This is a genomic window from Micromonospora sp. LOL_024 (assembly GCF_048060415.1).
GTDB lineage: Bacteria > Actinomycetota > Actinomycetes > Mycobacteriales > Micromonosporaceae > Micromonospora.
Genome location: NZ_JBHMIS010000042.1, coordinates 1 through 25,682 on the forward strand (window position 1 = coordinate 1; position 25,682 = coordinate 25,682).

Genomic DNA, 25,682 nt, shown 5'->3' on the forward strand with positions numbered 1-25,682 from the left:
ACCTGCACATATTGATTGTGGGCGATACTGGGATCGAACCAGTGACCTCTTCGGTGTGAACGAAGCGCTCTCCCGCTGAGCTAATCGCCCTCAGCGCGCACGACTCTACCCGATCCGGCGAGCGGACCACGAACCCGGGGTCAGTTCGTGGCGAGGTAGCGCAGCACCTGGGCGATCACGTCGATGCCGAGGCTGTACTTGATCGACATCAGGGCGACGGTGCCGACGAAGACGAGGCCGACCGAGCCGATCACCAGGCGTACGGCAAGCGACTGTCTCCTGACCCAGGCTGTCCAGCCGTGGACGTGGCGGCGGGTGAAGGCGAGGAGCCGTTTGGCCCAGTGGAACTCGACGGCCCAGATGCCGAGGCCGGCGATCACGAGCAGCCAGCCGGGGCCGGGTAGCGGGATGAGCGCGATGCCGATGGTGACGACGAGGGCGCCGAGCACCCCTACCATGATCTTGAGGGCGACGCGCCCGGTGGGGTTGGCCCGGATCAGCGCGAGACTTGTGGATATCCGTTGCCGCCAGCGTCCCGGGGCGCGTCGCTCGGCCACCGCGATGCCACCCCCCTCGCGCTCTGCGGCACCGTTCATCCGGCCGCGATCCCCCGGCCTCAATGGTTTACCCCGTCCGGCGGTTCCATTCCCCTCGGCGTGGCCGCGTCCGTTTCGCCCGGGTCGACCGGCGGCCATCTGGCCACGGTGGCCCGCCCGGCCGCGATCGACCGTTGACCGGCCGCGCCGGTCGCCCTGCTCCTTAGGCACCCCGTACCCCCGCTGATCGGTTGCGCGCACCGTACGGTCGGACGGATCCCGCGCGGTCATCGGATCCACTGAGGATCGCTTCGTGACCATTTCACCACCAGTGTTGCGCGGGCCCGTCACTGCAACGGCCGACTGGACGTTACCGGAGTAAGTCGACGACTCAACAAACCCGATGCCGGGCGGAATGAACCCACTGGGCAGAACCGGAAATCCTAGATGAATTTTCACGTTCACGTGGTCCTTCCGACTCCCTTCCCACCACTGGGTGAAGTCAGCGTATGGCGGAGCGTAGCCAGGAGTAGCGGCTGAGTATGGGAAAAGCGGGACACGCGCGTTCCGCAGCGGTGCCGGGGGGAGAACGTTCATGAGTGTCATTCGACCGACGACCGTCGAGGTCGAGACGTCGCTAAGGCTAGTCGCACCTGACGCCACCGCCTTGCCGGTGCGTGCCAGTCTGCGCTACGACCCTGCTGACCCGTATGCGGTCCACGTCCTGTTTCACGCCGAATCGGCCGGCGGTGAGGCGGTGAGCTGGTCCTTCGCCCGCGAGCTGCTGGTCACCGGGCTCGACGAGCCGGCGGGCATCGGAGACGTACGGGTCTGGCCCTGGGCCACCCCGCGCGGTGACTTCGTCGCGCTGGCGCTGTCGTCGCCGGACGGCAATGCCCTGTTCGAGGTGCCGCGCAGCGTGCTGGTGCGCTTCCTGCGGCGGACCTACGTGGTCGTCCCGCGCGGTCGTGAGGCCGAGCACCTGGACGTCGACACGGCGGTGAACCGGCTGCTCGCCGGTCGCTGACCTCCGCGAACCACCGGGCCGCGCGGCACTGCCGAGTCCGCGCGGCCCCGGCCTGTCCGCAGGTACGCGGACAGCCTCGACCACCCCACCCGGGCGACCCGGGCGAGGCAGCCGCACAGGTGGGTGGCTGCTCAGCCGTGGGTGGTGACGCCGCCGTCGACGGGGATCACCGCACCGGTCAGGTAGGCGCCGGCCCGGGACGCCAGGTAGATCGCCGTGCCGGCCATGTCCTCTGGTCGGCCGATCCGGCCGAGCGGCACCTGCGTCTCGATGGCTGCCCGGGAGTCCGGGTCGTCCAGCGCGAAGGCCATCATCTTGCTCTCGAACGGTCCTGGCGCGATCGCGTTGACGGTGATCCGCTCGCCGGCCAGCTGATGGGCCAGGCTGCGGGTCAGCATGTGTACGGCCGCCTTGGTGGCCGAGTAGGCGTACACCTCCATGGACGGGACACGAATGCCGTCGATCGAGCCGATGTTGATCACTCGCGCCGGGTCGTCGCCACCGGCGGCGGCGCGCAGCGCGGGCAGCAGTGCGGTGGTGAGCCGGAAGACCGCCTTCACGTTGACTGCCCACAGCTTGTCGAAGGCGCTCTCGGGGTAGTTCTCCAGCGGCGCCCCCCAGGTCGCGCCGGCATTGTTGACCAGCACGTCGAGCCGGGCGAATCGGTCCTGGACGGCTGCGGCGAGGTGTTGCGCGCCGTCGTCGGCGCCGAGATCGGCGGGGATCGCCTCGCAGCGGCCGTGCGCGGACAGCTCTTTGGCGACGGCTTCGCAGACGTCCCCCTTCCGGGAGGAGATGATCACGTGTGCGCCGGCGGCGACGAAGCCTCGGGCGATCATCAACCCGATCCCTCGCGAACCACCGGTCACCAGGACGGTCTTGCCGTCGACCGAGAACAGATCCTGCATGCCCATCCCCTCACGGACCGGCCGGACCCGGCCAGTTGTCGGTGCCGTCGCCACTGCCCGCTCGGGTGCCGCGGCGACCAGATCACTACCGTTCGGTAACGTAGCCGTCCGGTCGCGCCGGGGACAACCCCCGCTCCCCTGTACTGGTGACGGACCGGGGCCGGCGGGTCGGGACGGCCGGGCGCCACGACGACCGCAAAGGTGCGTCCGGGCCTGTGGCGGGCTAACGTCGCAGGTGATGGTCCCTTCCGGTCACCTCGCCACGGCCCTGCCCGACGCCGGAGCCGGCCCGACCGACATCGAAACAGTTACGCTGTGTGACCTAACGGCTGACCCTGGGTGGCGGCGGCACGTCCTTCTCGACCATGAGCTGATCGTGTTGACCACGGGCGGTCACGGTCTCGCCGAGGTGGACTTCCGCGCCCTGCCCTGCCGGCCCGGCACCCTGCTGCGGGTACGTGCCGGGCAGGTGTTGCGCTGCGCGGTGCCCAGGCTGGACGCCACCGTGGTCCGCTGGCTTCCGGATGCGCTGCACGGGCTCGACGTCGACGACGACGTGCCGACCTGGATTCAGCTCGCCGGCGAGGACGAGGACGCGGTCATCAACGAAGTGAGCCAGCTTTCCGTGGACTCCCACCGGCATCAGGGCACCCCGGCCGCGCGCAGCCTGCTGCGGCACCAGTTGACCGTGCTGCTGCTGCGGCTGGGCATGCTGCCGTCCGGGGCGACGCGGGTGGTTCGCCCCGAGGAGGACACCTTCCACCGGTTGTGCCGGGAGGTGGAGCGCGGCTACCAGCACACCCGGCGGGTCGAGGACTACGCCGACCGGCTGGGCTGCTCGGTGCGTACCCTCACCCGGGCCTGCCTGGCGGTGAGCGGGCGCAGCGCCAAGCAGGTGGTGGACGAGCGGGTCGCGCTCCAGGCCAGCCGGTTGCTCGCCGCCACCGACGAGCCGATCGCCCGGATCGGCCGGCAGCTCGGCTTCAGCGAACCGACCAACTTCGGCCGCTTCTTCACCCGAGAGGTCGGGGTCAGCCCAGGTGCGTTCCGGGCCGCCCGGGAGCAACCCGCCCCGGCTCCGGTGGTGCGTCCCCGCCCACCCGTCGGCGCGCACAGCGACGTCCGCCGAAGATGACCGGTCCCACCGGGCGGGTTGTCGATCCGTCCGGCAGGCGCATCGGCCCAACCGGGTTCGGCATGATGGAGCAGTGCAGATCTCCGCGCGTGGCGACTACGCGGTGCGGGCGGCGCTGAGCCTCGCCGCCGCGTACCCGTCACTGCTTTCCACCCAGGCCATCGCCGCGGAGCAGGACATGCCCCGCAAGTTCCTCGAAGCGGTCCTGGCCGACCTGCGCCGGGCCGGCATCGTCCGGGCCCAACGGGGTGCCGAGGGTGGCTACGCGCTGGCCCGGCCGCCCGCCAAGGTCACCATCGGGGCGGTGCTGCGGGCGGTGGAGGGGCCACTGGCCGGCGTCCGCGGGCTGCGTCCGGAGGAGACGAGGTACGAAGGGGTGGCCCAGCACCTGCCGGAGTTCTGGGTGGCCGTCCGTGCGGCGCTGCGCCGGGTGGTCGACGAGGTGACCCTGGCGGACCTGGTCGGCGGCCGGCTGCCGGCCCACGTCCGGCGGCTGACCACCGTGCCCGACGCCTGGGAACCCCGCTGATGCCCACCCCCACCCTGCGCACCGAGCGGCTTACGCCGATGACCTGTTCGATGTGTGGGCGGTCCGCCGCGCTGGCCGGTTCGTCGGGCACGCCGAGATCAAACGGAACGACCAGGTGTCGGGCCACGAGATCGTGTACGCCCTGACGAAGGCGGCATGGGGGCGTGGCCTCGGCACCGAGCTGGTCCGACAACTGCTCCGGTACGGCTTCGAGACCCTCGGACTGTCCCGGGTGTACGCCACCGTGGACGAGCGGAACGCCGGTTCGCTGGCCCTGCTGGCTCGGCTCGGCTCTCGACACGAGCGTGACGTCGCCGAGCCGGACGGCGGCATCACTCGGGTGCTCGCCGTCGACCGGCCCACCGGCTGACCTCCACTGCGGACGCCCCTGGTTTGCCGGGTCGACGTTCAGGGCATCTTCGAGCCCGCAGGGGGACACGACGAAGGGATCCCACGATGGGTGTCATGTTGCGCAAGCGCAAGAAGTTCGGGCCGCTGATCCTGAACTTCACGCAGAACGGCTTCTCGTCCTGGAGCATCAAGATCGGTCGGTGGTCCTGGAACTCCCGAGCGAAGGCACACCGGGTCGACCTGCCCGGCCCCCTGCACTGGAAGCAGGACAAGTCCGGGTCGTGAGGTCCCGAGGTCGAGCGGGGCGCCGGAGTTCACCGGCGCCCCGCTCGACGTTCGGGCCCCCAGTCTGCGATAGATCGCCACCGGTGCCCAGCGGTGGTCAGGAGCTTGCCCGGGCGGGGGCGACCACCACGTCACCGCCGAGCCGCCCGCGCTCCGGTGACCGGGTCACCGCGCCCGCGTCGAGCAGCGCGGCCAGCGCCCGCGCCGCGTCCACCGCCCGGTACGCGGTGCCGGTGACGGCGAAGCGGCGCAGCTCGGTGACCGTAAGCGGGCCGCGTCGGGTCAACTCGTCCAGCAGGGCTCGGCCCAGCGGCTGCGGGTCCACTTCCGGCCCGGGCGACAGCGGTAAGCCCTGCGGATCACGAGACCGCAGCCCGGTCGTCCACAGGCTCTCCTTCATGGCCTCCAGGTTGCGGTCCGAACCGGTGCCGAAGCCGATCCGCCGGCCGATGTCGACCAGCTCGACTTCGGCGCACAGCGGGAATCCGGCATCGGCCAGCGCCGGCCGCAGCGAGGTGTCCGCGCCGGCGACCACCAGCGCCTCAGCGGGTCGGCCGGTCGCGGCGGCGGTCAGCGCCACCGGGTCCACCGGGCCGTCGACTTCCAGGTAGGACAGCACCGGCGCTCCGGCGGCACCGGCCGCCCGCAGCGCGACCGGCAGGCGGCTGGTCCCACCGGGCATCAGGTGTACGGCCACGTCGGCCGGCAGTCCCGCCTCGGCGGTGCCGAGGCGGGCCGGCAGCTCTTCGGTGCCGTCGGCCAGCACCAGCACGGTGAGCCGGCCCCCGCGCAGCCGCGTGGCGTGCGCGCCGGCCAGCCGGAGGGTCTCCTCGGCGAGCCGTGGGTCACCGCCGTCGTACCCGAGAACGACGGTGGCCCGCCGGACGCGGCGCAGCGCGGCCGGCACCCAGCTGTCCAGGTGTCGGAGGAACAGGTCGTGCGCTACGGCGTCGGTCGGCATCCTGTTGTTCTACCCCAGCCGGAAGCACGGACCGGACGGTACCGGTCAGGCGGCACGAGATCCCGACGCCGCCACGGGCGCCCCCGCCGCCACGTCCGGCCCGTCGGGGGGGGGTACGCCGGCATCTGTTCGACGCGCCACGCCCGAACCAAGTCGACCAGTTGCACACATGTGCGAGGCGCTGACCGAACGCCTGAGCAGGCCTTGACCGGATCCTGACCGAACCACTCCGGCGCGGGTCTTGTACATAACGTCGTCGAATGAGCACGATGGGGCGTGCCCTCCGGCTTCGGTGAACTGACTGATCAGGCGCACGACCTGGTCTCCGCCGGCGACCTCGCCGGCGCCCAACGGCTGCTCGCCGACGCGCTGACCGGCGCCGACCCTCGCCCGGTCAACGCGACACCCGACATGGCCGAGGCGGCCAGCCTGCACGCACGGGTGCTGGTCGCGCTCGGCGAGCCGCACTCGGCGCGCGGGTGGGCCGCCTACGCGTACGCCGCCACCGGCGGCCTGCACGGGCGCTCCGACCCGCGTACGGTGGCCGCCGCGGCCACCTTGGCGGCGGTGCTGCACCGGGTGGGCAGTTGGTCGCGGGCCGCCCGGCTCTACCAGGAAGTGATCATCGAGCTGACCGCGTCGGACGGGCCGGAGTCGTTGCGGGTGCTCGCCGCCCACGCCGACCTGGCCACCGTGGAGTACGCCCGAGGTCAGTGCCAGGTCGCCCGCGACCGCCTGCAGGACGCCTGGGAGCTGCACCGCGAGGTCTACGGTGACGGGCATGCCAGCGGCATCAAGATGCTGGCCCGGCTCGGGTCGATGCAACGCGACTGTGGCCAGTTCGCCGAGGCCCACGACAACTTGGCCCTGGCCCGCGAGTTGGCCCGCCGCCACCTCGCCCCCGACGACCCGCTGGCCACCCAGGTGGCCACGCTCGCTCGGGCGGCGGCCAGCCCTGATCACGCCTGCGCCGAGAACCCACCGGTCAGCGTGGAGGACCCGGTCGTGCCACCCGCCCGGGTCCCTCCGGCCGGCGACGCCCCTCCCACCCACGCCCCCGAGACGCAGTCCGCCTGGCACACCGACGAGCCGACCTGGGCCGCCCCGGCCGACTACCCGCCCCCACCGACCGACTATCCGCCCGCGCCGCAGGAGTTCCCGAACGCGCCGGCCGACTCCCGGGCCGGCTGGTCGGCGGCCTTCGAGCAGGGCTCGGTACCCACCAGCGAGGGACCGCCGGGTTGGTCCGGTCCGGACGATGCCGGCCAGCGGTGGGCGGCGACCCACAACGCCGACGAGCAGCAGCATCCCGCCGAGGGCTACCACCCAGGTCGGGGACAGCAGCCGGCGTCCCATCCGCCGCCCGGGACGACACATGCGGTGCCCACTCCCCGCCAGCCGGCCGACGGCCCGGCCGGGCCACCGGAGGACTGGTGGGTTGAGCTGCCCGAGCCGGACGCCGCCGCGCCGCCCACGCCGGATCCGTATCGCGCCGGCCAGCCGCATCCTGCCGAGCCGTCGGCCGGCGCGGCCGTGCCGCCGAGTGTGGTCGGGCTGACCGGCCCACCGCAGGCGCCCGGGGTGTACCGGCTGCGCCGGGAGGTCGAGCCCACCAGGCCACAGTCACCATCACGTCTGCTTCCGGTCCCGGTACGCCGCCCCGCCGCCCCGCCGCCGGATCGACCGAACCGGCTGGTCCCCGTCGTCGCCGCGGGGGTCGTCGTGGTGCTGCTCGGCGCCGCCGCGGTCATCGCCGGCGTCTCGCGCGTCGGCGGCGGCGACCCGACGCCCCCCGCCGCCAGCGGCGCCCCCGGCGCCCCCGGCGGCTCGACGGCCTCGACGGCCCCCGCCTCCGGTTCGCCGGCGGTCACCCCCGGCGCCCCGCCCGCCGGACTTTCCCTGCGCGACAACAGGGACAGCGTGGCGTTGCGGTGGACGTACCCGGCCGGGGCGGAGGGCCCAATCATTGTCGCCGGCGGCCGGACCGGACAGCCGCAGAACGCCTTCGCCGACCTGCCGGCCGGTACCGACAGCTTCGTCGTCTACGGCCTGGAGCGCAGCCTCGACTACTGCTTCACCGTGGCGGTCGCCTGGTCCACCGACACCATCGCCCGCTCTGGCGAGGTCTGCACCGAGCGTCGCTGACAGTGATGGCCGGTGTCGGGGAGAGGGCGCGTCAGGACCGACCTCGCCTGGCCTCGCCGTTCGCCGCCCGGTATCTTTGGCAGTTCAGGCACAAAAAGAACGGCCCTAAAAGCCGTTCTGAATTCGAATTCTAGCCAATCGGGAGACGGCTTGTCAACGCACTCCGGCGGTTCGCCGTCCGACGACGAGATCGGCCGCGAGCAGGAGTACGTCTCGATGCTCTACCAGCGCCTGGACGACCTGCGGGAGCAGGCGTCGCGGCGGCTCACCGCGCAACTACGGGCGACCGGCGGCACACTGCAGGCCCGTTCCCAACGCGACAGCGCGGTGCGCATGTACGCCGAGCAGGTGGAGCAGTTCTCGGCGGTGGAGAACGGGCTGTGCTTCGGCCGGTTGGACACCGACCGCGGTGAACGTCACTACATCGGCCGCATTGGCATATTCGACACCGACGGTGACTACGAGCCGCTGCTCATGGACTGGCGTGCCCCGGCCGCCCGAGCCTTCTACCTGGCCACCGCCGCCAACCCGCAGGGCATCCGGCGACGCCGGCATCTGCGTACCCGGCAACGCAAAGTGGTTGCCGTCAACGACGAGGTGCTCGATCTGGCCACCGCCTCCCCCACCGCCCACGAGGAGTTGACCGGCGAGGCGTCGCTACTGGCCGCACTCAACGCCGGACGCACCGGCCAGATGCGCGACATCGTCGAGACCATCCAGGTCGAACAGGACCGGATCATCCGGGCCGACCTGCCCGGCGTGCTGGTGGTGCAGGGTGGGCCCGGCACCGGCAAGACCGCGGTGGCGCTGCACCGCGCCGCCTACCTGCTGTACACACACCGCCGGGAGCTTTCCACCCGAGGTGTGCTGCTGGTCGGCCCGAACCTCACCTTCCTGCGCTACATCTCGCAGGTGCTACCGGCGCTGGCCGAGACCGGCGTTCTGTTGCGTACCCAGGGGGATCTGTTTCCGGGCGTCAACGCCCGCCGGGCCGAGGCCGCCACCACCGCTGCCCTGAAGGGACGGTCGGTGATGGTCGAGGTGCTCACCAACGCCGTACGCGACCGGCAGCAGGTACCCGACGAGCCGATGGAGATCGAACTGCCGCAGCGGGAGCTTCTCGCCCTCGACCCGCACATCGTGCGGACGGCGCGCGACCGGGCCCGGCGCGGCGGACGGCCACACAACCTGGCCCGCGCCACCTTCGACATCGAGATCATCCATGCGCTGGCCGGTCAGGTCGCCGACCGCATCGGCGCCGACCCGCTGGGCGGGGAGAACCTGCTGGAGGAGGCGGACCTCGCCGAGATTCGCCGTGAGCTGGGCGAGGAGCCGCAGGTCCGGGCCGCGCTGGACGAACTGTGGCCACTGCTCACCCCGCAGCGCCTGCTCGCCGAGCTGTACGCCTCGACCGACCGGATCGCCACCGCCGGGCCGCAGCTAACCGGAGAGGAACAGGCCGCCCTACACCGCGAAGCGGGTGGCTGGACACCGGCGGACGTGCCGCTGCTGGACGAGGCGGCGGAGCTGCTCGGTGAGGACGACCGGGCCGCCGCCGCCCGCCGGGAACGGATCCGCGCAGTCCAACGCGAGTACGCCGAGGGCGTGCTGGAGATCGCCCGGGGTTCACGGTCGATTGACGTCGAAGACGAGGCCGAGGGCGGCGAGATCCTCGGCGTGACCGATCTGATCGACGCCGATCGGCTGCTGGACCGGCAGGAGGAGACGGATCGGCTGACCACCGCGCAGCGGGCGGCGGCCGACCGGGGCTGGGCGTTCGGCCACGTGATCGTCGACGAGGCGCAGGAGTTGTCGCCGATGGCCTGGCGGTTGCTCATGCGCCGCTGCCCGAGCCGCTCGATGACCCTCGTTGGTGACGTGGCACAGACCGGGGCGCTGGCCGGCACGCCGTCGTGGGCAGATGCGCTGGCACCGTACGTGGCGGACCGCTGGCGGCTGACCGAGCTGACCGTCAGCTACCGCACCCCCGCCGAGATCATGGCGGTCGCCGCCGGTGTGCTGGCCGAGATCGACCCGACGCTGCGCCCGCCGCGCGCCGTACGGTCCAGCGGCGTCGCGCCGCAGACCCGTGTGGTGCCGGCGGCGCGGCTGGCGGCGGAGCTGGTCGAGGTCGCCACGGCGGAAGCGGCCAGCCTGACCGACGGGCGGCTCGGCGTGATCGTCCCGGCCGGCCGGGTCGACGACATCGGTACCGCTTTGACCCGGGCGCTGCCGGAGGCGGCCGTCGGCGAGCAACCGGACCTGGGGAGTCGGGTCGTGGTGCTGACCGTCCCCGAGGCCAAGGGCCTGGAATTCGACTCGGTCATCCTGGTCGACCCCGACCGCATCGTCGCCGAGTCCCCCCGAGGCCGCAGCGACCTCTACGTAGCCCTGACCCGAGCCACCCAACACCTAACCACCCTCACCCCCACCCCCTAACCCCTTCGCGTTGATCATGAGGTTAGCGGCAAGTTCAGAGATCGAGAGCGCCGCTAAGCTCATGATCAACCCTGAGGGTGGGGGTCAGGTGGGGGTCAGGTGGGGGTGGATTGGTCGCTGGTGGTGCCGGCGTGGGTGCTCAGGTCGCCGGTGGTGGTCGGGGCGACCTCGCCTCGGTGGCGCTCCGGCTGGCGCGCGACACGGCGCGCGCTGGCCGGACCGGCCGTACCGCCGGTCGTGGTGATGGCCCCCTGCCCACGGGTCGGCCCGCCGTCGCGCAGCACGGTCGGGTCGATCGGCACGTCAGCCGGATCATCCGGGTCCTCGCGCTGCAACTCACTCTGCACATCAGTCGGCGGCACGGTCACCTCATCGAGGGCGCCCTCACCGTATGCCCCGCCGGCGATCCGCTCCTCGGCCCGACGGGCGGCACCCTGTCGCATGTCGTCGTCACGCATGATCCATCACCTCGCAGAAGGGTCGGTCTCGGTGCGTGCCCGGTGCCCGGCATGGCAAACCCGCATCCCTGGTTCACCGGTCCGACGCACTGCGCTTGCCTGCCCGCCGTGCCGGCTGCCGATGCTGTCCAGCGGATTCGGCGGGAAATCCCCCGCGGGCAGGAGAGGACAGCGTGCGCACCGTACGCCGTACCGCCGTCGCGGCCCTGGCCGCGAAGCTCGTCGACGACGGGGTGGACGGCATCATCACGGACTACCCGGACCGGCTACGCGGCCTGCTCAAGCAGCGTGGCTTCCGGCTGCCCAGGGCGTACGCCTCGCCGTTCGACGTTCAGGCCCACCGGGGTGGCCGGGCCACCCGGCCGGAGAACACTCTGCCCGCCTTCGCGAACGCACTGGCGAACCGGGCGATCTCCACGCTCGAACTGGACACCGGGATCACCTCCGACGGCAAGCTGGTGGTGCTGCACGACCGTACGGTCAACGACGCACACTGCGTCGACACCGCCCCTGTCAGATTCGGCGATCCGGAGGTTCCGTACGCCCGGTGCACCAGTTGAGCCTCGCGCAGCTCAAGACGCTCGACTGTGGCACGAAGAACGCGCCGGACATGCCCGCACAGGTGTCGGTCCCCGGTGCCCAGATTTCCACCCTCGACGAGGTCTTCGCGCCGGTGTACGGCGACCGGTCGGTACGCAGCCCGTGGACCGCCGACCTGAACTGGTGGAAGCACCAGAACCCGGGCAAGCTCACCCGGTCGGCCGGCGCCTCGACCGTCTCGGCGAACTGGCAGGTGCACGATCCGGCGCAGGGCGCCGTCACCTACCCGGACTGGTACCTGCGGCAGAACCCGGCATACTTCCACGGACCGGACGTCCGCACCCTGCAGACGCGGTACGGGCTGAAGATCGTGCCGTACACCGTCAACGACGCCACGGTGATGCAGCGGGTCATCGACCTGGGCGTCGACAGGATCATCACCGACGAACCGGAACTACTCGTCAGCGTGGCCGTCCGCAACGGTCTGCGGTAGCGGGTTACTGCCCGCGCCCGCCGGGTAGACCCCGGGTGCCCCCGCCGAGAACGCGAACCGTGCCGTGGCCGACACGCGGTAGCGGGGCGAGGGCCGCAGGTTACGCCTCATCACATCCGAGGAGGACAGATGAGCACGCAGGCTGCATCCACCAGGCCGATGAACCGCCCGGCGCAGGACGTACAGAATCGCGCGTCGATGCAGGAGGCACCCACCCGTCAGATGCCGATGATGCATGACGGGCACCGGGAGCAGATGCCGGCGCCGGGTACCGAAACCAAGCAGTCGTTCCTGACGACGGAGTTCTGGATCTACGCCGCCGCCGTCACCACCGTGGTCATCGCCGCGTTCTGGCGCGGGACGAGCGCGTACGGGCTGAACCTGAACAACCCTGGTCAGGCGTGGTTCTTCATCACCCTGCTGACCCTCGGTTACCTGGGTAGCCGTGGTCTCGCCAAGGCCGGTAGCCAGCGGCACTCCGGCGAGGAGCGTAAGCGCGGGAGTTGATCCGCACCGGCGGAGCCAGTAGGCCCGCGTACGACGGTGGCCCTCCGGGAAATCCCGGAGGGCCACCGTTTCGTGCGTCTAGAACTCCTCGAATCCGCCGAAGTCCTCGCCACCACCGAAATCACCGGCTGCCTCGGCGACCTCCTCGTCAGCGCCGTCGAAGGCGTTGCCGATCATGTGGCCGGCGAGCATGCCGCCTGCGGCACCCAGCGCCGCGCCGGCGACGATCCCGCCCATGCCGACCCCGCCGCGCTGCGGGTGGCCGAACTTCTGCGCAGCGCCGTAACCCTGCGGACCGTAACCGGCTGGGCCGTAACCGGCTGGGCCGTAGCCCTGCGGGCCGAACGCCTGCGACCGCAGCGCGCCGAAGCGCCCGATCGTCTCCTGCAACCAGCCGTCGACGACCTGCATCCAGTCGGGGCGCTCCGCGTCGGTGTGCGGGACCTGGTAGCGCCCGAAGACGTCCTGGCCGGGGACCAGGAACCCGCCGCGCTTGTCGCACTCCAGCACCACGTCCACGCCGTGCGGGTTGGTGACGAACGTCAGTTCGAGTTCGTTGATGCTCTGCGCGAACTGCGGCGCGGCGAAAAACTCGATTTCCTGGTAGAACGGCAGCATCTGCTGCACGCCGTGGATCAGGCCGCGCTCCAGGTCGGCCTTCTTGAATCGGAAACCAAGCTGGAGGAACGCCTCCAGGATCCGCTCCTGCACCGGCAGCGGGTGCACGCTGATCTCGTCCAGGTCACCCTTGTCGACCGCGCGGGCGACCGCCAGTTCGGTACGCAGACCCAGCGACATGCCGTGCAGACGCTGGCCGTACACCGCGGTGATTGGCGTCTCCCACGGCATCGGCAGCTGGAACGGGATGGACAGCGCCTGCTTCGCGACGAGTTGCAGCGGGCCACTGACCACCTGCCGGTGGAACTCCATCACACCGGCCTGTTCACCGACCTCGACCCGGGTCACCAAGCCGACGGCGATCTGCTCGATGCTCGCCGGGGCGTCCCCGCCGAGCAGGTTCACCTGACCGTCGAGGGCCAGACCGGGCCTGGTATTCGGGTTCGCCAGGACGGTGTCCACACTCGGACCGCCCACACCCAACGCGCTCAACATCTTCTTGAAGACCATCGGTACTCCTGCGGGGTCTGGTGCCCGTACTCCCTTTAGGAGGGCGGACGCTGACCGCGGCAGCCTAGCGAGTGCGGCTGTGAGATCACTGAAAGACGCGCGGACGCACCCAGCGTCGGCTGCCCTGTGGGCACGATCTCGCAGGCCGCGCTGAAATATCTGACGAGCAGGACAGCGGCCAGAATCTCTGTTACCGATGTCGAGAACCGGCCCGGCGGCTTCGACCTGCTCGTGAAGGCGCCGACAATGGTGCGTAGCCGTGAGGAGACAACCGTGAAGTACATGCTGCTGATGCAGTTCAGCGCCGCCGGGACCGACTTCCCGCAGATCCACACCTGGACGCCGGAGGAGATCCGCGCGCACATCGGGTTCATGGGCGAGGTCAACGCCAAACTGGTCGCCGACGGCGAGTTCGTCGACGGGCAGGGGCTCGCCGGGCCGGCGCAGGCCGCGATCGTACGCGCCGGCGCCGGCGGCACTCCGGTGGTGACCGAAGGTCCGTTCGCCGAGACGAAGGAGTTCCTCGCCGGGTACTGGATCGTCGACACCGATTCTCCGGAGCGGGCGGTGGAGATCGCCGCCTGGATCTCCACCGCCCCCGGCCCCGGTGGCGAGCCGTTGAACATGCCGATCGAGGTGCATCCGGTGATGTCCGCGCCGCCGCAGGACCTGTGACGAGAGATTCGCTGACCGAGGACCTGCTGCGCGAGCTGGCGCCGCAGGTCCTCGGTGTGCTCGCCCGTCGCTTCGGTGACTTCGCCACCGCCGAGGACGCGACCCAGGAGGCGCTACTGGCCGCCGCCACCGACTGGCCGCACGACGGCGTGCCGGACAACCCGCGCGGTTGGCTGATCCAGGTCGCGTACCGGCGGATGGTCGAGATGGTGCGGGCCGAGCAGTCCCGGCGGGCCCGCGAGGAACGGGCCGCCCGACGGGAGCCGACAGACTGGCGCAGCGTACCGGCGGTGGAGGCGCACCTGGACGCGGAGCGCGACGACACCCTGGTGCTGTTCCTGCTCTGCTGCCATCCGGCGCTGTCCCCCACGTCGGCGATCGCGCTCACCCTGCGGGCCGTCGGCGGGCTGAGCACCGCCGAGATCGCGCGGGCGTTCCTGGTGCCCGAGCCCACCATGGCGCAACGGATCAGCCGCGCCAAGCAACGCATCCGGGACTCCGGTACGCCGTTCCGGATGCCCTCCGCGGCCGAGTTGCCGGCCCGGCTGGCCTCGGTGCTGCACGTGCTCTACCTGGTCTTCACCGAGGGGCACGTGGCCAGCTCCGGGGACAGGCTGCACCGGCTCGACCTGGCAGACGAGTCGATCCGGCTGGTCCGGGCCCTGCGCGACCACCTACCGGGCGACAGCGAAATCGCCGGGCTGCTGGCGTTGATGCTGCTCACACAGGCCCGCAGCGCGGCGCGCACCGGTGCTGCCGGCGAACTGATCCCACTCGCCGAACAGGATCGGACCCGGTGGGACGCGAGGACGATCACCGAGGGAGTCACCCTGGTCACCTGGGCCCTGCCCCGTGGACCGATCGGGCCCTACCAGGTGCAGGCCGCCATCGCCGCCGTGCACGACGAGGCACCGACGGCCGAGAAGACGGACTGGCCTCAGATCCTCGCCCTCTACGAGGTCCTGGAGGGCCTGTCGGCGAGCCCGGTGGTCGCCCTCAACCGGGCGGTCGCCACCGCCATGGTGCACGGACCGGCGGCCGGCCTGACCGCCCTCGACAGGCTGGACGACGAGGCCCGACTGGCGGGCCATCACCGCCTGCAGGCCGCCCGCGCCCACCTGTACGAGATGGCCGGGGACTACAGTCGCGCGCTGGCCCATTACCGCTGCGCCGCCGCCCTCACCGCCAGCCTCCCCGAACAGCGCTACCTCCTCATGCGAGCCGCCCGCCTCACCTGACAGCCCGCCGCGTCGATCTAGGGCCTATCGTCGGTCATGGTGATCCACCAGCGACATCTGTCCCTAGATCGACGCGGGGTTGGGGGCTGGGTCAGCTGGCGGTGCAGGTAAGGGCGGGGGCGGGGTTCGTGCCGTTCCAACTGCCAAGAAAGCCGAAGTTGGTGCTGGCCCCGGCGCCGAGTCGGCCGTTGTAGTCGACGTTGCGGGCGGTCACGGTGGATCCGCTGCTGGTGACGGTAACGTTCCAGGACTGGTTGACGGACTGGCCGTTGGCGAAGGTCCAGCGCACCGTCCAGCCGGTGATGGCGCTGCTGCCGGCGGTCACCCGGACGTCACCCTGGAAGCCGCCCTGCCACTGGCCGGCGATCGAGTAGGTCGCCGTACACCCGGCAGCCGGCGGCGGGGTCGTGGGCGGAGGGGTGGTCGGCGGAGGGGTGGTCGGCGGCGGGGTCGTGGGCGGAGGGGTGCTGTCGTAGACGCTGGCCTGCCGCGAGGTCTGCCGGATGCCGTTGGTGCCGTTGAACAACCGGGTGCCCCAACTGGTCAGCTGGTTCGGGTTGAAGTTGGTGGCCATGTCGAGGTACTCGACACCACCGCTGTTGCCGCTCCACGACCAGCCCAGCCAGCCGATGCCGTTGGCCCGGGTGTACGAGAGGATGGCATCCTCGTCGGGGTCACCGTCGGAGTGGTTGTGGCCGAACTCCCCGACCACGATGGGCAGTCCCCGGCTGCGGAAGCGCCCCAGGTAGTCACTGATCTCGGCGGCGGTGTCGAAGACGCCGTACATGTGGATCGAGAAGACCGTGTTGCGGGCCGGGTCGGCGTTGAACACCGTCGGCGCGTTGTCACGCATGGTGAAGGACCAGTCCTGGCCCCAGTTCGGCGCGTCCACCATGATGGTGTGTGTGATGCCTCCGGTGCGCAGGCGACGAATCGCGTTCGAGGTGTCGGTGGCCCAGGAGGAGTAGTTCTGGTTGCCGTACGGCTCGTTACCGATGTTGACGATCACGTACGCTTCCTGGCCGTTCAGCGCGCTGGCGATGCTGAGCCAGTAGTCGACCGCGCGGTCGAGGGTGATCGCGCCGCTCTGCTCGCCGTATCCGGTGGTGTCGTGCACCTCCAGCACGCAGATCAGCCGGTTGGTCTTGCACAACTGGATCACGTTGGAGACATCGGCGGCGCTGTTGCGGGTCCACCGGTCCCCGCTGGACAGCACGACCCGTACCGAGTTGGCGCCGAGCGCCTTCACGTTGGCGAAGGAACTGGTCTGGTTCACGTACCAGGTGTGCGCGTGGTTGACACCGCGCAGGACGAACTCACTGCCGTTGGCGTCGTAGAGCTTGCCGCCGCCGACCGTGAAGCCGGTCGCGGCGTGCGCCGAGGGGCCGAAGGCGAACACTGCGGCGACGGTCGCCAGCAGGACGGCGCCGACGCCCGCGAACAGTTTTCTCATGGATTCCTCGCAGGAAGGGTCTCTCCCCCGTGCCCAGGGGGGTGCGGAGTGGCAGATGGGGTGCGGCTGTAGCCCGACAGCCGCCGACCATGGCCCGGCGAGGCAGGCATCAGGGTATGCCGATGAACTGACGAAAGCAACCGGTTCAGTACGCCGGCGGCCCGTGACGACTCATAACAAACGAGTCGTCACCGGGGGCGGACACCCCCACCACAGGATGTGCACCACGCTGCCGCCTGAACCGGTTCAGGCACGACGGTAGGAGGCGTCCGGCGAACCGTCAAGCAATGGGCAGGGTTGACCGAACCGGGCGCGGGTATCCGAAGCGGTCCGCCGGTGCAGACGGCCCGCCGGGGCATGGAAGGAGACGTCAATGGTCAGCGTCGGCTACACCCTGATGTGCGAACAGGCAGGCCCGAAGGAACTCGTCGACCACGCGGTGCGGGCGGAGGCGACCGGTTTCGACCATCTCGTCATGTCCGACCACTACTACCCCTGGCTGGAGTCGCAGGGGCACTCACCGTACGCCTGGTCGGTGCTGGGCGCGGTCGCGCACGCCACCTCCAGCGCGGAGCTGATGTCCTTCGTGACCTGCCCGATCCGCCGCTACCACCCGGCGGTGGTGGCGCAGAAGGCGGCCACCCTCGGGGTGCTCTCCGACGGCCGGTTCACCCTCGGCCTCGGCGCCGGGGAGAACCTCAACGAGCACGTCGTCGGCGGCTGGCCGCACGTGCAGCAGCGCCACGAGATGTTCGAGGAGGCGCTGCAGATCATCAGGCCACTGCTGAACGGGGAGACGCTGACCTTCTCCGGCAACCACTACGATGTGCCGGACGCGTACGTGTGGGACCGGCCTGACACGCCGGTGCCGATGGCGGTGGCCGCGTCGGGCCGGCAGTCGGCCACCCTCGCCGCCGAGTACGCCGACGGGATGATCGCCACCGATCCGGCACCGCACCTGGTGGACATGTACGAGCAGGCCGGCGGCGGCGGGCGACCCCGCTACGGACAGGTGGCCATCTGCTACGGCCCGGACGAGGCCGAGTGCCGCAAGATCGCCCACGACCAGTTCCGCTGGTCCGGCCTGAGTTGGAAGGTCAACACGGACCTGCCCGGACCAGATTCGTTCACCGCGGCCACACAGTTCGTCCGCGAGGAGGACGTGGCGCAGGGCATCTCCTGCGGTCCCGACACCGACCGGCACGTCGAGGCGTTCGGAAAGTTCGTCGACGCCGGCTTCACCCACGTGGCGCTGGTGCAGATCGGCGGCGACCGTCAGCCGATGTTTCTGGACTGGGCTCAGGAGCAGCTGCTGCCCCGGCTGCGCGAGCTGTAGGCCGGGGGGTGTGAGGTTCCGATGCGTATCGGCAACACGGAGATCCGGCCGGCGGGCGGCGGCGTCGGCTGCCTACTGATGATCCTCTTCTCGATCGTCGCCTCGATCGTCCTGACCGTCCTGCTCAACCTGCTCATCTGACGCCCGCCACGATCAGCGGCCCGGGCCGAGGTCGAACTTCGCCAGCACCGGATAGCGGTCGGAGGCGAGTTCGGTCTCGGCGTCGCGTACCACCCGGACGCGGTTGAGGCGGGCGGCCAGCACGCCGGTGCCGGGCAGGCAGTTCAGGCGGATGTCGACGAACACCGTCCCGCCGTGTCCGGTTGGCGCGGTCGACTGACCCGCTCGGTGTGCTCGCCGGCCGGCTCCAGGTCATCACCCGCAGCAACGTCGGCTCAGCCCGGTCGTCCGGCCCGGACCAACTCGTCGTCGAGGGTGTCGACGTCCCCCGACTCGATGGCCGGCTGATTGCCCTCGTCGGCGTCCTCGTTCGGGCGGATCACCCAGTGGAGCAGTCCGACCCACGCCGCGGTCAGCAGGATCGCGCCCATGAAGTCGGTGGGGTGGTGCATGCCCCGGTACATCCGGGAGACCGCCACCCCAACCGGCATGACCACCGCGAGCGCCACGAAGGCCCACCGCCACCAGCGGTCGGTGCGCGGGCAGACGATCACGGCGATGGCGACCCACAGGCAGAGGGTGGCGGCGATGTGGCCGGAGGGGAACGATGAGGTCGGCATCGGGCCGTCCAGGTTCTCCACCGGCGGCCGCGGCCGGTCCACCGCCGCGGCGGAGGCGAGGAAGAGGGCCAGCTCCCCGAACATGGTCAGCGCCACGAACAGCACGGGGCGCCAGCGCCGCCAGACCGCCAGCACCAGCGGGCAGAAGACCAGCGAGATGAGCATGATGGCGTGGGTGTCGCCGGCCTTGCTCCACCACCAGCTCAGCTCGTCGAGGGAGGCGGTGCCGTGGTCGGCGAACCAGGCCGGCACCGTCTCGTCGAGCCGGGCGAGGAAGGTGCCGTCGGCGTAGTAGCTGACGAACATGCCGAAGCCGTAGAGGGCGCCGAAGACCAGCACCCAGCCGACGATGATCTCGGCGGTCCCGGCGCGGGCGTGCGGCAGCAACTTCTCCTCGTCCGGCGCGGGCGCCACCTCGTGCGCGGCCTCCGGTTCCAGCCCCTTCGTCAGCGGCGTCGCCGGCCTGCCGCGCTCCAGACGCCAGAGCCGGAAGGCGTACGCGGTGACGCCGAGCCAGGCCGCGCCGAGCAGCCAGGCACCGATCACGTCGGAGAGGAAGTGCACGCCCAGCGCGACCCGGGTGAACCCGATCAGGAAGACGACGGTGCCGACTCCGATCATCGCCGGGCGTCGCCAGCGAGGAGCCATCGCAGGCAGGAACACCAGCAGCAGCGCCCCGTAGGCGACCATCGAGCCGAGGGCGTGCCCGCTGGGAAAGCTCTGTCCGGCGTACCCGCCGATCGGCACGGCGACCTCGGGTCGCAACCGGTCGACCAGGGTCTTGAGCGAGGGGTCGAGGATCAGCGCCCCTGCTCCGGTGGCGATCAGGTAGACCGCGAGCCGGCCCTGCCGGCGGATCAGCAGCCCGACCACGGCGACGGTGACCAGCCAGACGATGACCGGACGTCCGCCGAGGTCGGTGATCGCGTTGAGCACGGTCACCAGCGGGCCGATCGGCGCCACCTGAGCGTTCAGCCACCCTGCGACGCCGTGGTCCACGTCGTAGAGCGGCGACCAGCGGAACCGGACCAGCACCAGCACCAGCCCGAAACCGGCCCCGGCACCGAGCACGAGCGCCAGGCCGGCGAGCGTACGTTCGGTGAAGTGTCCGAGAGGTCGTCGCAGAGTGTCCCGCACCGCGCCCACGGCAGCCTCCTTCCCTCCCGGCGTGCCGCGGTACCCGCGGTCGGCGCCTCTGGCGAGGCGCTGTACCCGATCAGGTGCCTGAGTACACCCGGCGACGCGACGGTCTACAGCGCTCGCCGAACGAGCCTTTCGTTCGCGACTGCGGGGCTCGTAAGCTCACTCCTCGCGCTCACCGTGACCCTGCTCGCCCAGGTGCTCACCCCGCTCGGCGGCGGCTGCCGCGTCGTCGGCCAGGTCGGGTGCCTGCGCCGGCCGCGGTACGCACAGCCACAGCGCCCGGCGGCGGATCTGCACCCGCAGTTCCCGGCCCGGCTCGATCAGGTCACCGTCCAGCTCGCGCGGCTGGGTCCGGTTGCTGGTTATCTCCACCCGGCGGGCCCGGTACACCTCCAGCCGCGGCACCCGGTCACTGCGGCGCAGCACCGCCCAGCCGAGGGCGAGCCAGTGCCGCAGCGTCCGTGGGGTGAGCACGGCGACATCGAGGTAGCCGTCGTCCGGCTCGGCCTCGGTCAGCAGGGTCACCCCGCCCTGGAGTCGGCCGACGTTGGCGACCAGCACCGAGCGGGCCCGGCGGCGCAGCGGCGGCTGGTCGTCGAGCCGGATCCACAGCCTCATCGGCCGGTCCCGCAGGTGCCGTGCGGCACCCATCACGTACGCCGGCCAGCCGATCCGCCGTTTGGTCGTCTCGCTGGTGGCGTCCAGCATCTGGGCGTCGAAGCCCATGCCGGCCATCACCGCGAAGTGGTGTCCGTCCACCTCGCCGACGTCGAGCAGCCGCCGGCCGCGTTCGACGGCCACCGCCAGCCCGGCGGCAAGGTCGTCGGAGAGCCCCAGGTTGGCCGCGAGCAGGTTGCCGGTGCCCTGCGGCAGCACGGCGAGCGCCACCCCGGTGTCGACCAGGGCGGTGACGCAGGCCATCACGGTGCCGTCGCCACCGCAGGCGAAGACCACGTCCACGCCGGCGGCGAGGGCCTGCTCGGTCTGGCCGCGACCGGGATCGTCCATGGTCGTCTCGAACCAGAGCGGCTCGGGCCAGCCAGCCGCGGCGAGTGTCTCACCGACGGTGCGGCGCAACGTGTCGGGTTCGGAGACCTTGACCGGGTTGACCACCACCGCGCTGCGCAGTGGCCCTTCATGCCGTCCAGCTTCCACGGCGTCAGTGTGCAGCACGGTGCGGGGTTGGGCGACCCGACGCCGATGTGGGTCGGTTCACCCGGCCGGCGTCGGTCGGTGGCGTTTCAGGAGACGGCCCGCAGGGCAAGTCGGGTCCGATCAGGCTGCGGCCGGAGGTTGGTGGCCGGGCACGACGATCCCACCCCGAGCGCGTACCGCCGCGACTAGCCTCGGAGACAGGCCGGGCGCGACAGCTGCGGAGGTGATGCCTGATGGCCGCAGCCATCGACGCGCCGGTGCTCGTCGGAATCGGTCCGGTCGACGCGCGGCCGGTCGCCCGGCTGGCCGCACAGGTGGCCGCCGCCCACGGCCGCACAGTGCATCTGCTGCACGCGTTCAACTGGGCCGAGTTCGAGGCGCCGGCCGTCTCCGGTTCCCGCGCCGACGCCGAGCTGTTGATCGCCGGGGCCACCGCGGCGGTCAACGAGAGCGCGCCGGGCGTACCGGTCACCACCGAGATCGCCGAGGGCCCGGCCGTGGCGAACCTCGTCCGCAGGTCCGAGACGGCCTTCCTGGTGGTCGTCGGTGACGGCGGGATGGCGCACTGCGACCGATGCATCCCGGCCGACAGCCCCGCGGTGCAGGTGGCCGCCCGCGCCGAGTGCCCGGTGCTGGTCGCCCGGCGGAGTCCGCCGCCGACCGGTCCGGTGGTGGTCGGGGTGGACGGTTCGGCGTCCGCCGAGGTCGCGCTGGGCTGGGCGTTCGCCTGCGCCGCCCGGCACTGCTCGCGGCTGCTGGCGATCTGGGTGGTCGACTCCGACGCGGCGATCGAGGACGCCACCGGGCGACTCGGCGATCTGGTGTCGCGCCACCGCCCCGCGCACCCCGACACCACCGTGGAGTGCCACGTGATCCGGGGCGAGCCCGGTGGCGTACTGGTCGACCAGTCACGGTCGGCGCAGCTGGTGGTCGTCGCCGCCCGGGGCGACGAGCCGTGGCGCGGCATGCTCGGAGCGGTCAGCCAGGCGCTGCTCTACCACGCACCGTCCCCGGTGATCGTGGTCCGCGGCGTCTCCGGCCCGCCGAGCCGCGACAGGTCATGACACCCGGACCGATGGGACCAACGGCCCTGATCCACGACCACCGATCCGGGTCAGGCTGGTACAGGAAACCGCTCGTTGCAGATGCAGAAGTCACCGATCCGGGAGAGGCTCAAGCAGTATGGACACCGCCGTGGACTCGCAGCGCACCCTGACCGATGACGAACTACGCCGGCTGGACGCCTACTGGCGGGCCGCGAACTACCTCACCGTCGGCCAGATCTACCTGCTGGACAATCCGCTGTTGCGCGAACCGCTGTCCGCCGAGCACATCAAGCCCCGACTGCTGGGGCACTGGGGCACGTCACCCGGCCTGAACCTGATCTACGCCCACCTGAACCGGGTCATCGTCGCCCGCGACCTGTCCGCCATCTACATCACCGGGCCGGGGCACGGCGGCCCGGCGCTCGTGGCCAACACCTGGTTGGAGGGCACCTGGAGCGAGCGGTATCCCGGCATCGGCCGCGACGAGGCCGGCATGGCCCGGTTGTTCCGCCAGTTTTCCTTCCCCGGCGGCATCCCCAGCCATGTGGCGGCCGAGGTGCCGGGTTCGATCCACGAGGGCGGCGAGCTGGGGTACGCACTCAGCCACGCCTACGGCGCCGCGTTCGACAACCCCGACCTGCTGGTCGCCTGCGTCGTCGGGGACGGGGAGGCGGAGACCGGGCCACTGGCGGGCAGTTGGCTGTCCAACGTTTTCCTGAATCCCGCCCGCGACGGCGCGGTGCTGCCCATCCTGCACCTCAACGGTTACAAGATCGCCAACCCGACCGTGCTGGACCGGATCCCCGAGTCCGATCTGCTCGACCTGATGCGCGGCAACGGCTACCAGCCGTACGTGGTGGCCGGTGACGAACCGGGCGAGGTACACGAGGCGCTTGCCGCCACCCTAGACCGGGCGTTGGACGAGATCGCCACGATCCAGCGCCGGGCCCGCTCGGGAGCGCCCGCCGAACGCCCCCGCTGGCCGATGATCGTCCTGCGTACCCCGAAGGGCTGGACCGGTCCCAGCAGGGTGGACGGCAAGCAGGTCGAGGGCACCTACCGCGCCCACCAGGTACCGCTGTCCGGGGTCCGCGGCAACCCGGAGCACATCGCCGAACTGGAGCGTTGGCTGCGCAGTTACCGGCCGGGGGAGCTGTTCGACGCCACCGGGGCTCCGGTCGCCGAGCTGACCGCGCTGCCGCCCACCGGGGAACGCCGGATGAGCGCCAACCCGGCGGCCAACGGCGGGGTCCTGCTGCGGGACCTGGACCTGCCCGACTTCCGTGACTACGCCGTCGACGTGCCGCACCCCGGCGCCACCGTCACCAGCGCCACCGGTGAACTCGGCAAATGGGTACGCGACGTCATCGCCGCCAACCCGCAGACCTTCCGCCTCTTCGGACCGGACGAGGTCGCCTCCAACCGGCTCCAGGCGGCCTTCGAGGTCACCGATCGGGCCTGGATGGTCGGCACGGTGCCCGGCGACGAGCATCTCTCGCCCGACGGGCGGGTGATGGAGGTCCTGTCCGAACACCTGTGTCAGGGCTGGCTGGAGGGCTACCTGCTGACCGGCCGGCACGGCATCTTCACCAGCTACGAGGCGTTCATCCACATCGTCGACTCCATGGTCAACCAGCACGCCAAGTGGCTCAAGGTGACCCGGGACATCCCGTGGCGGCTGCCGGTGGCGTCGTTGAACTACCTGCTCTCCAGCCACGTGTGGCGGCAGGACCACAACGGCTTCTCCCACCAGGACCCGGGCTTCATCGACCACGTGATGAACAAGAAGGCCGAAGTCGTCCGGGTCTACCTGCCCCCGGACGCCAACACCCTGCTCTCCACCATGGACCACTGCCTGCGCAGCCGGCACTACATCAACGTGGTGGTGGCCGGCAAGCAGGCCGCGCCCAGCTGGCTGGGCATGGACGAGGCCGTCGCGCACTGCCGACGCGGCGTGGGCATCTGGGACTGGGCCGGCACCGACGACGGCAGCGAACCGGACGTCGTGCTCGCCTGCGCCGGGGACGTGCCGACCCTGGAGACGCTCGCCGCCGCGGGCCTGCTGCGTCAGCACCTGCCACAGCTGAAGGTACGGGTGATCAACGTGGTCGACCTGATGCGGCTCCAGCCGCCCAGCGAGCACCCGCACGGCCTGCCGGACTTCGAGTTCGACACGCTGTTCACCCAGGACAAGCCGATCATCTTCGCCTACCACGGCTATCCGTGGCTGATCCACCGCCTCACCTACCGCCGCACCAACCACGACAACCTGCACGTGCGCGGGTACAAGGAGGAGGGCACCACCACCACGCCGTTCGACATGGTGATGCTCAACGACCTGGACCGCTTCCACCTGGTGATCGACGTCATCGACCGGGTGCCCGGCCTGGCCGCCCGCGCGGCGCACCTGCGGCAGGAGATGACCGACGCCCGCCAGGCGGCACGCGACCACACCCGCCGCTACGGCGAGGACGACCCTCGGGTGGCCGAGTGGCGCTGGATACGTGAAACCGACGACACCAACCCGTGAGGAGGCCGCATGAGCGACGCGGAAATCGTGGTGGGCTACGACGGCTCACCGGACGCGACGGCGGCGCTGCAGTGGGCGCTGCGGCAGGCCGGGCAGGACGACCGCCCGGTCCGGCTGGCGTACGTCTTCGAATGGCTCACCGTGGCCGGTTGGGTCGGGCCGGGCGTGACGCCGGGAATGTGGCCCGACGAGCAGGCCCGGCGCCAGGTCGAGGAGCTGGTCGGCAAGGCGGCGGCCGACGCCGCCGCCGAACACCCCGAGCTGACCGTACGCGGGCAGGCACTTGACGGGCCGCCAGCCCTGGTCCTGGAGGAGATCTCGGCGCGGGCCGGACTACTGGTGCTGGGCAGCCGTGGGCACGGCGGCTTCGCCGGCCTGCTCGCCGGCTCGACCACCGTCACCGTCACCGCCCACGCGCACTGCCCGGTGGTGGTGGTGCGCAGCGACTCGGCCGCGGGTGCCCGCACCGGACACGTCGCCGTCGGTGTGGACGGTTCGGAACCTTCCCTGCTGGCCCTCGGTTTCGCGATCGAGCAGGCGTCGATACGCCGGGTGCCGCTGCACGTGGTGCGCGCCTGGCAGCCCCGGCGTGAGCAGTGGAACCTCACCGGCGAGCAGGCCCGCGACGCGGCGCTGGCCGACCAGCGCGCCGATCTGGAGGAGGCGCTGCGCCGCTGGCAGGCGACCTTCCCGGACGTCGAGGTCAGCGTCGAGACGTCCGCCGCCGCCCCGGCCGGCCTGCTCCTCGACGCCAGCCGCGACGCCCAGCTGATCGTCGTCGGCACCCGGGGGCACGGCGGGCTGCGTGGGATGCTGCTCGGCTCGGTCAGCCAGCAGCTCGTCCAGCACGCGCACTGCCCGGTGGCGGTGGTCCGGGAACACTGAGCCGGGCGCGTCGGCCGGCCCTGATCCGGGCCGGCCGGC

General features: G+C 71.3%; 25 protein-coding genes and 1 tRNA gene. 16 read left to right on the forward strand and 10 right to left on the reverse strand.

Annotation, left to right across the window (positions count from 1 at the left end; translation table 11 throughout):
• Positions 1 to 18: 18 nt before the first annotated feature.
• Positions 19 to 90 (reverse strand) — tRNA-Val (locus tag ACFHWY_RS25315).
• Positions 91 to 140: 50 nt separating this feature from the next.
• Positions 141 to 695 (reverse strand): TIGR02611 family protein, encoded by a 555-nt coding sequence (locus tag ACFHWY_RS25320; protein WP_416582787.1) that lies wholly within the window; start codon positions 693 to 695, stop codon positions 141 to 143.
• Between the two features lie 436 nt (positions 696 to 1,131).
• On the opposite strand from ACFHWY_RS25320, the gene ACFHWY_RS25325 reads away from it, so the two are divergent.
• The gene (locus tag ACFHWY_RS25325) at positions 1,132 to 1,563 is read left to right on the forward strand and encodes an SsgA family sporulation/cell division regulator (protein WP_007457244.1); all 432 of its coding nucleotides are present in this window, start codon (positions 1,132 to 1,134) and stop codon (positions 1,561 to 1,563) included.
• A 131-nt stretch (positions 1,564 to 1,694) separates the two neighbouring features.
• Here ACFHWY_RS25325 and ACFHWY_RS25330 read toward each other — a convergent pair whose 3' ends face one another.
• On the reverse strand, positions 1,695 to 2,471 hold the full coding sequence (locus ACFHWY_RS25330) for a glucose 1-dehydrogenase (RefSeq protein WP_416582761.1): 777 nt from the start codon (positions 2,469 to 2,471) through the stop codon (positions 1,695 to 1,697).
• Positions 2,472 to 2,709: 238 nt separating this feature from the next.
• On the opposite strand from ACFHWY_RS25330, the gene ACFHWY_RS25335 reads away from it, so the two are divergent.
• The 4 genes from ACFHWY_RS25335 (at position 2,710) to ACFHWY_RS25350 (ending at position 4,771) form a co-directional block, all read left to right on the forward strand.
• On the forward strand, positions 2,710 to 3,606 hold the full coding sequence (locus ACFHWY_RS25335) for a helix-turn-helix transcriptional regulator (RefSeq protein WP_416582762.1): 897 nt from the start codon (positions 2,710 to 2,712) through the stop codon (positions 3,604 to 3,606).
• A gap of 73 nt (positions 3,607 to 3,679) precedes the next feature.
• Positions 3,680 to 4,135 carry an RrF2 family transcriptional regulator gene (locus tag ACFHWY_RS25340; protein ID WP_416582763.1) on the forward strand — a complete coding sequence of 152 codons (456 nt, stop codon included), beginning with the start codon at positions 3,680 to 3,682 and terminating at the stop codon, positions 4,133 to 4,135.
• A gap of 43 nt (positions 4,136 to 4,178) precedes the next feature.
• Positions 4,179 to 4,505 carry a GNAT family N-acetyltransferase gene (locus ACFHWY_RS25345; protein WP_416582788.1) on the forward strand — a complete coding sequence of 109 codons (327 nt, stop codon included), beginning with the start codon at positions 4,179 to 4,181 and terminating at the stop codon, positions 4,503 to 4,505.
• Positions 4,506 to 4,591: 86 nt separating this feature from the next.
• Positions 4,592 to 4,771, forward strand: a complete 180-nt coding sequence (locus ACFHWY_RS25350) for a DUF4236 domain-containing protein (protein WP_416582764.1) — start codon at positions 4,592 to 4,594, stop codon at positions 4,769 to 4,771.
• Positions 4,772 to 4,868: 97 nt separating this feature from the next.
• Here the strand turns inward: ACFHWY_RS25350 and ACFHWY_RS25355 are convergent, their stop codons facing one another.
• The gene (locus ACFHWY_RS25355) at positions 4,869 to 5,732 is read right to left on the reverse strand and encodes a hypothetical protein (RefSeq protein ID WP_416582765.1); all 864 of its coding nucleotides are present in this window, start codon (positions 5,730 to 5,732) and stop codon (positions 4,869 to 4,871) included.
• 276 nt (positions 5,733 to 6,008) lie between these two features.
• Here ACFHWY_RS25355 and ACFHWY_RS25360 point away from each other — a divergent pair, with 276 nt between their 5' ends.
• Positions 6,009 to 7,877 (forward strand): tetratricopeptide repeat protein, encoded by a 1,869-nt coding sequence (locus ACFHWY_RS25360; protein WP_416582766.1) that lies wholly within the window; start codon positions 6,009 to 6,011, stop codon positions 7,875 to 7,877.
• A 150-nt stretch (positions 7,878 to 8,027) separates the two neighbouring features.
• Positions 8,028 to 10,316 carry a HelD family protein gene (locus tag ACFHWY_RS25365; RefSeq protein WP_416582767.1) on the forward strand — a complete coding sequence of 763 codons (2,289 nt, stop codon included), beginning with the start codon at positions 8,028 to 8,030 and terminating at the stop codon, positions 10,314 to 10,316.
• Between the two features lie 95 nt (positions 10,317 to 10,411).
• Here ACFHWY_RS25365 and ACFHWY_RS25370 read toward each other — a convergent pair whose 3' ends face one another.
• A complete protein-coding gene (locus tag ACFHWY_RS25370) occupies positions 10,412 to 10,774 on the reverse strand; it encodes a hypothetical protein (RefSeq protein WP_416582768.1) in 363 nt (120 codons plus the stop codon).
• Between the two features lie 173 nt (positions 10,775 to 10,947).
• On the opposite strand from ACFHWY_RS25370, the gene ACFHWY_RS25375 reads away from it, so the two are divergent.
• From ACFHWY_RS25375 to ACFHWY_RS25385, 3 genes are all read left to right on the forward strand, one after another.
• The gene (locus ACFHWY_RS25375; protein WP_416582769.1) at positions 10,948 to 11,334 is read left to right on the forward strand and encodes a glycerophosphodiester phosphodiesterase family protein; all 387 of its coding nucleotides are present in this window, start codon (positions 10,948 to 10,950) and stop codon (positions 11,332 to 11,334) included.
• Positions 11,322 to 11,807, forward strand: a complete 486-nt coding sequence (locus tag ACFHWY_RS25380; RefSeq protein WP_416582770.1) for a glycerophosphodiester phosphodiesterase family protein — start codon at positions 11,322 to 11,324, stop codon at positions 11,805 to 11,807. The genes ACFHWY_RS25375 and ACFHWY_RS25380 overlap by 13 nt, the downstream gene beginning before the upstream one ends.
• A 129-nt stretch (positions 11,808 to 11,936) precedes the next feature.
• Entirely contained in the window at positions 11,937 to 12,314 is a 378-nt protein-coding gene (locus tag ACFHWY_RS25385; protein ID WP_416582771.1) for a hypothetical protein, read from the forward strand.
• A 78-nt stretch (positions 12,315 to 12,392) separates the two neighbouring features.
• Here ACFHWY_RS25385 and ACFHWY_RS25390 read toward each other — a convergent pair whose 3' ends face one another.
• Positions 12,393 to 13,442 (reverse strand): sporulation protein, encoded by a 1,050-nt coding sequence (locus tag ACFHWY_RS25390; protein WP_416582772.1) that lies wholly within the window; start codon positions 13,440 to 13,442, stop codon positions 12,393 to 12,395.
• A gap of 282 nt (positions 13,443 to 13,724) precedes the next feature.
• On the opposite strand from ACFHWY_RS25390, the gene ACFHWY_RS25395 reads away from it, so the two are divergent.
• Together ACFHWY_RS25395 and ACFHWY_RS25400 are read left to right on the forward strand one after the other, a co-directional pair.
• Positions 13,725 to 14,117, forward strand: coding sequence for a YciI family protein (locus ACFHWY_RS25395; protein ID WP_416582789.1), 393 nt, complete (start codon positions 13,725 to 13,727; stop codon positions 14,115 to 14,117).
• Positions 14,114 to 15,355, forward strand: coding sequence for an RNA polymerase sigma factor (locus tag ACFHWY_RS25400; protein WP_416582773.1), 1,242 nt, complete (start codon positions 14,114 to 14,116; stop codon positions 15,353 to 15,355). Before ACFHWY_RS25395 ends, ACFHWY_RS25400 begins: the two co-directional genes overlap by 4 nt.
• A gap of 91 nt (positions 15,356 to 15,446) precedes the next feature.
• Here the strand turns inward: ACFHWY_RS25400 and ACFHWY_RS25405 are convergent, their stop codons facing one another.
• Complete coding sequence (locus ACFHWY_RS25405) at positions 15,447 to 16,808, reverse strand: cellulase family glycosylhydrolase (RefSeq protein WP_416582774.1); 1,362 nt, start codon at positions 16,806 to 16,808, stop codon at positions 15,447 to 15,449.
• Positions 16,809 to 17,181: 373 nt separating this feature from the next.
• Here ACFHWY_RS25405 and ACFHWY_RS25410 point away from each other — a divergent pair, with 373 nt between their 5' ends.
• On the forward strand, positions 17,182 to 18,144 hold the full coding sequence (locus ACFHWY_RS25410; protein ID WP_416582775.1) for a TIGR03557 family F420-dependent LLM class oxidoreductase: 963 nt from the start codon (positions 17,182 to 17,184) through the stop codon (positions 18,142 to 18,144).
• Positions 18,145 to 18,297: 153 nt separating this feature from the next.
• Here ACFHWY_RS25410 and ACFHWY_RS25415 read toward each other — a convergent pair whose 3' ends face one another.
• The 3 genes from ACFHWY_RS25415 to ACFHWY_RS25425 all read right to left on the reverse strand — a co-directional run bounded on the left by ACFHWY_RS25415 (position 18,298) and on the right by ACFHWY_RS25425 (position 21,182).
• Positions 18,298 to 18,450 carry a hypothetical protein gene (locus tag ACFHWY_RS25415; protein WP_416582776.1) on the reverse strand — a complete coding sequence of 51 codons (153 nt, stop codon included), beginning with the start codon at positions 18,448 to 18,450 and terminating at the stop codon, positions 18,298 to 18,300.
• 89 nt (positions 18,451 to 18,539) lie between these two features.
• Positions 18,540 to 20,030: a phosphatase PAP2 family protein gene (locus tag ACFHWY_RS25420; protein WP_416582777.1), complete on the reverse strand. Its 1,491-nt coding sequence runs from the start codon at positions 20,028 to 20,030 to the stop codon at positions 18,540 to 18,542.
• A 156-nt stretch (positions 20,031 to 20,186) separates the two neighbouring features.
• Complete coding sequence (locus tag ACFHWY_RS25425) at positions 20,187 to 21,182, reverse strand: diacylglycerol/lipid kinase family protein (RefSeq protein ID WP_416582778.1); 996 nt, start codon at positions 21,180 to 21,182, stop codon at positions 20,187 to 20,189.
• 233 nt (positions 21,183 to 21,415) lie between these two features.
• On the opposite strand from ACFHWY_RS25425, the gene ACFHWY_RS25430 reads away from it, so the two are divergent.
• The 3 genes from ACFHWY_RS25430 (at position 21,416) to ACFHWY_RS25440 (ending at position 25,643) form a co-directional block, all read left to right on the forward strand.
• Positions 21,416 to 22,246 carry a universal stress protein gene (locus tag ACFHWY_RS25430; RefSeq protein WP_416582779.1) on the forward strand — a complete coding sequence of 277 codons (831 nt, stop codon included), beginning with the start codon at positions 21,416 to 21,418 and terminating at the stop codon, positions 22,244 to 22,246.
• A gap of 118 nt (positions 22,247 to 22,364) precedes the next feature.
• A complete protein-coding gene (locus ACFHWY_RS25435) occupies positions 22,365 to 24,758 on the forward strand; it encodes a phosphoketolase (protein WP_416582780.1) in 2,394 nt (797 codons plus the stop codon).
• 9 nt (positions 24,759 to 24,767) lie between these two features.
• Positions 24,768 to 25,643 carry a universal stress protein gene (locus ACFHWY_RS25440; protein WP_416582781.1) on the forward strand — a complete coding sequence of 292 codons (876 nt, stop codon included), beginning with the start codon at positions 24,768 to 24,770 and terminating at the stop codon, positions 25,641 to 25,643.
• The last annotated feature ends 39 nt before the right edge of the window (positions 25,644 to 25,682 follow it).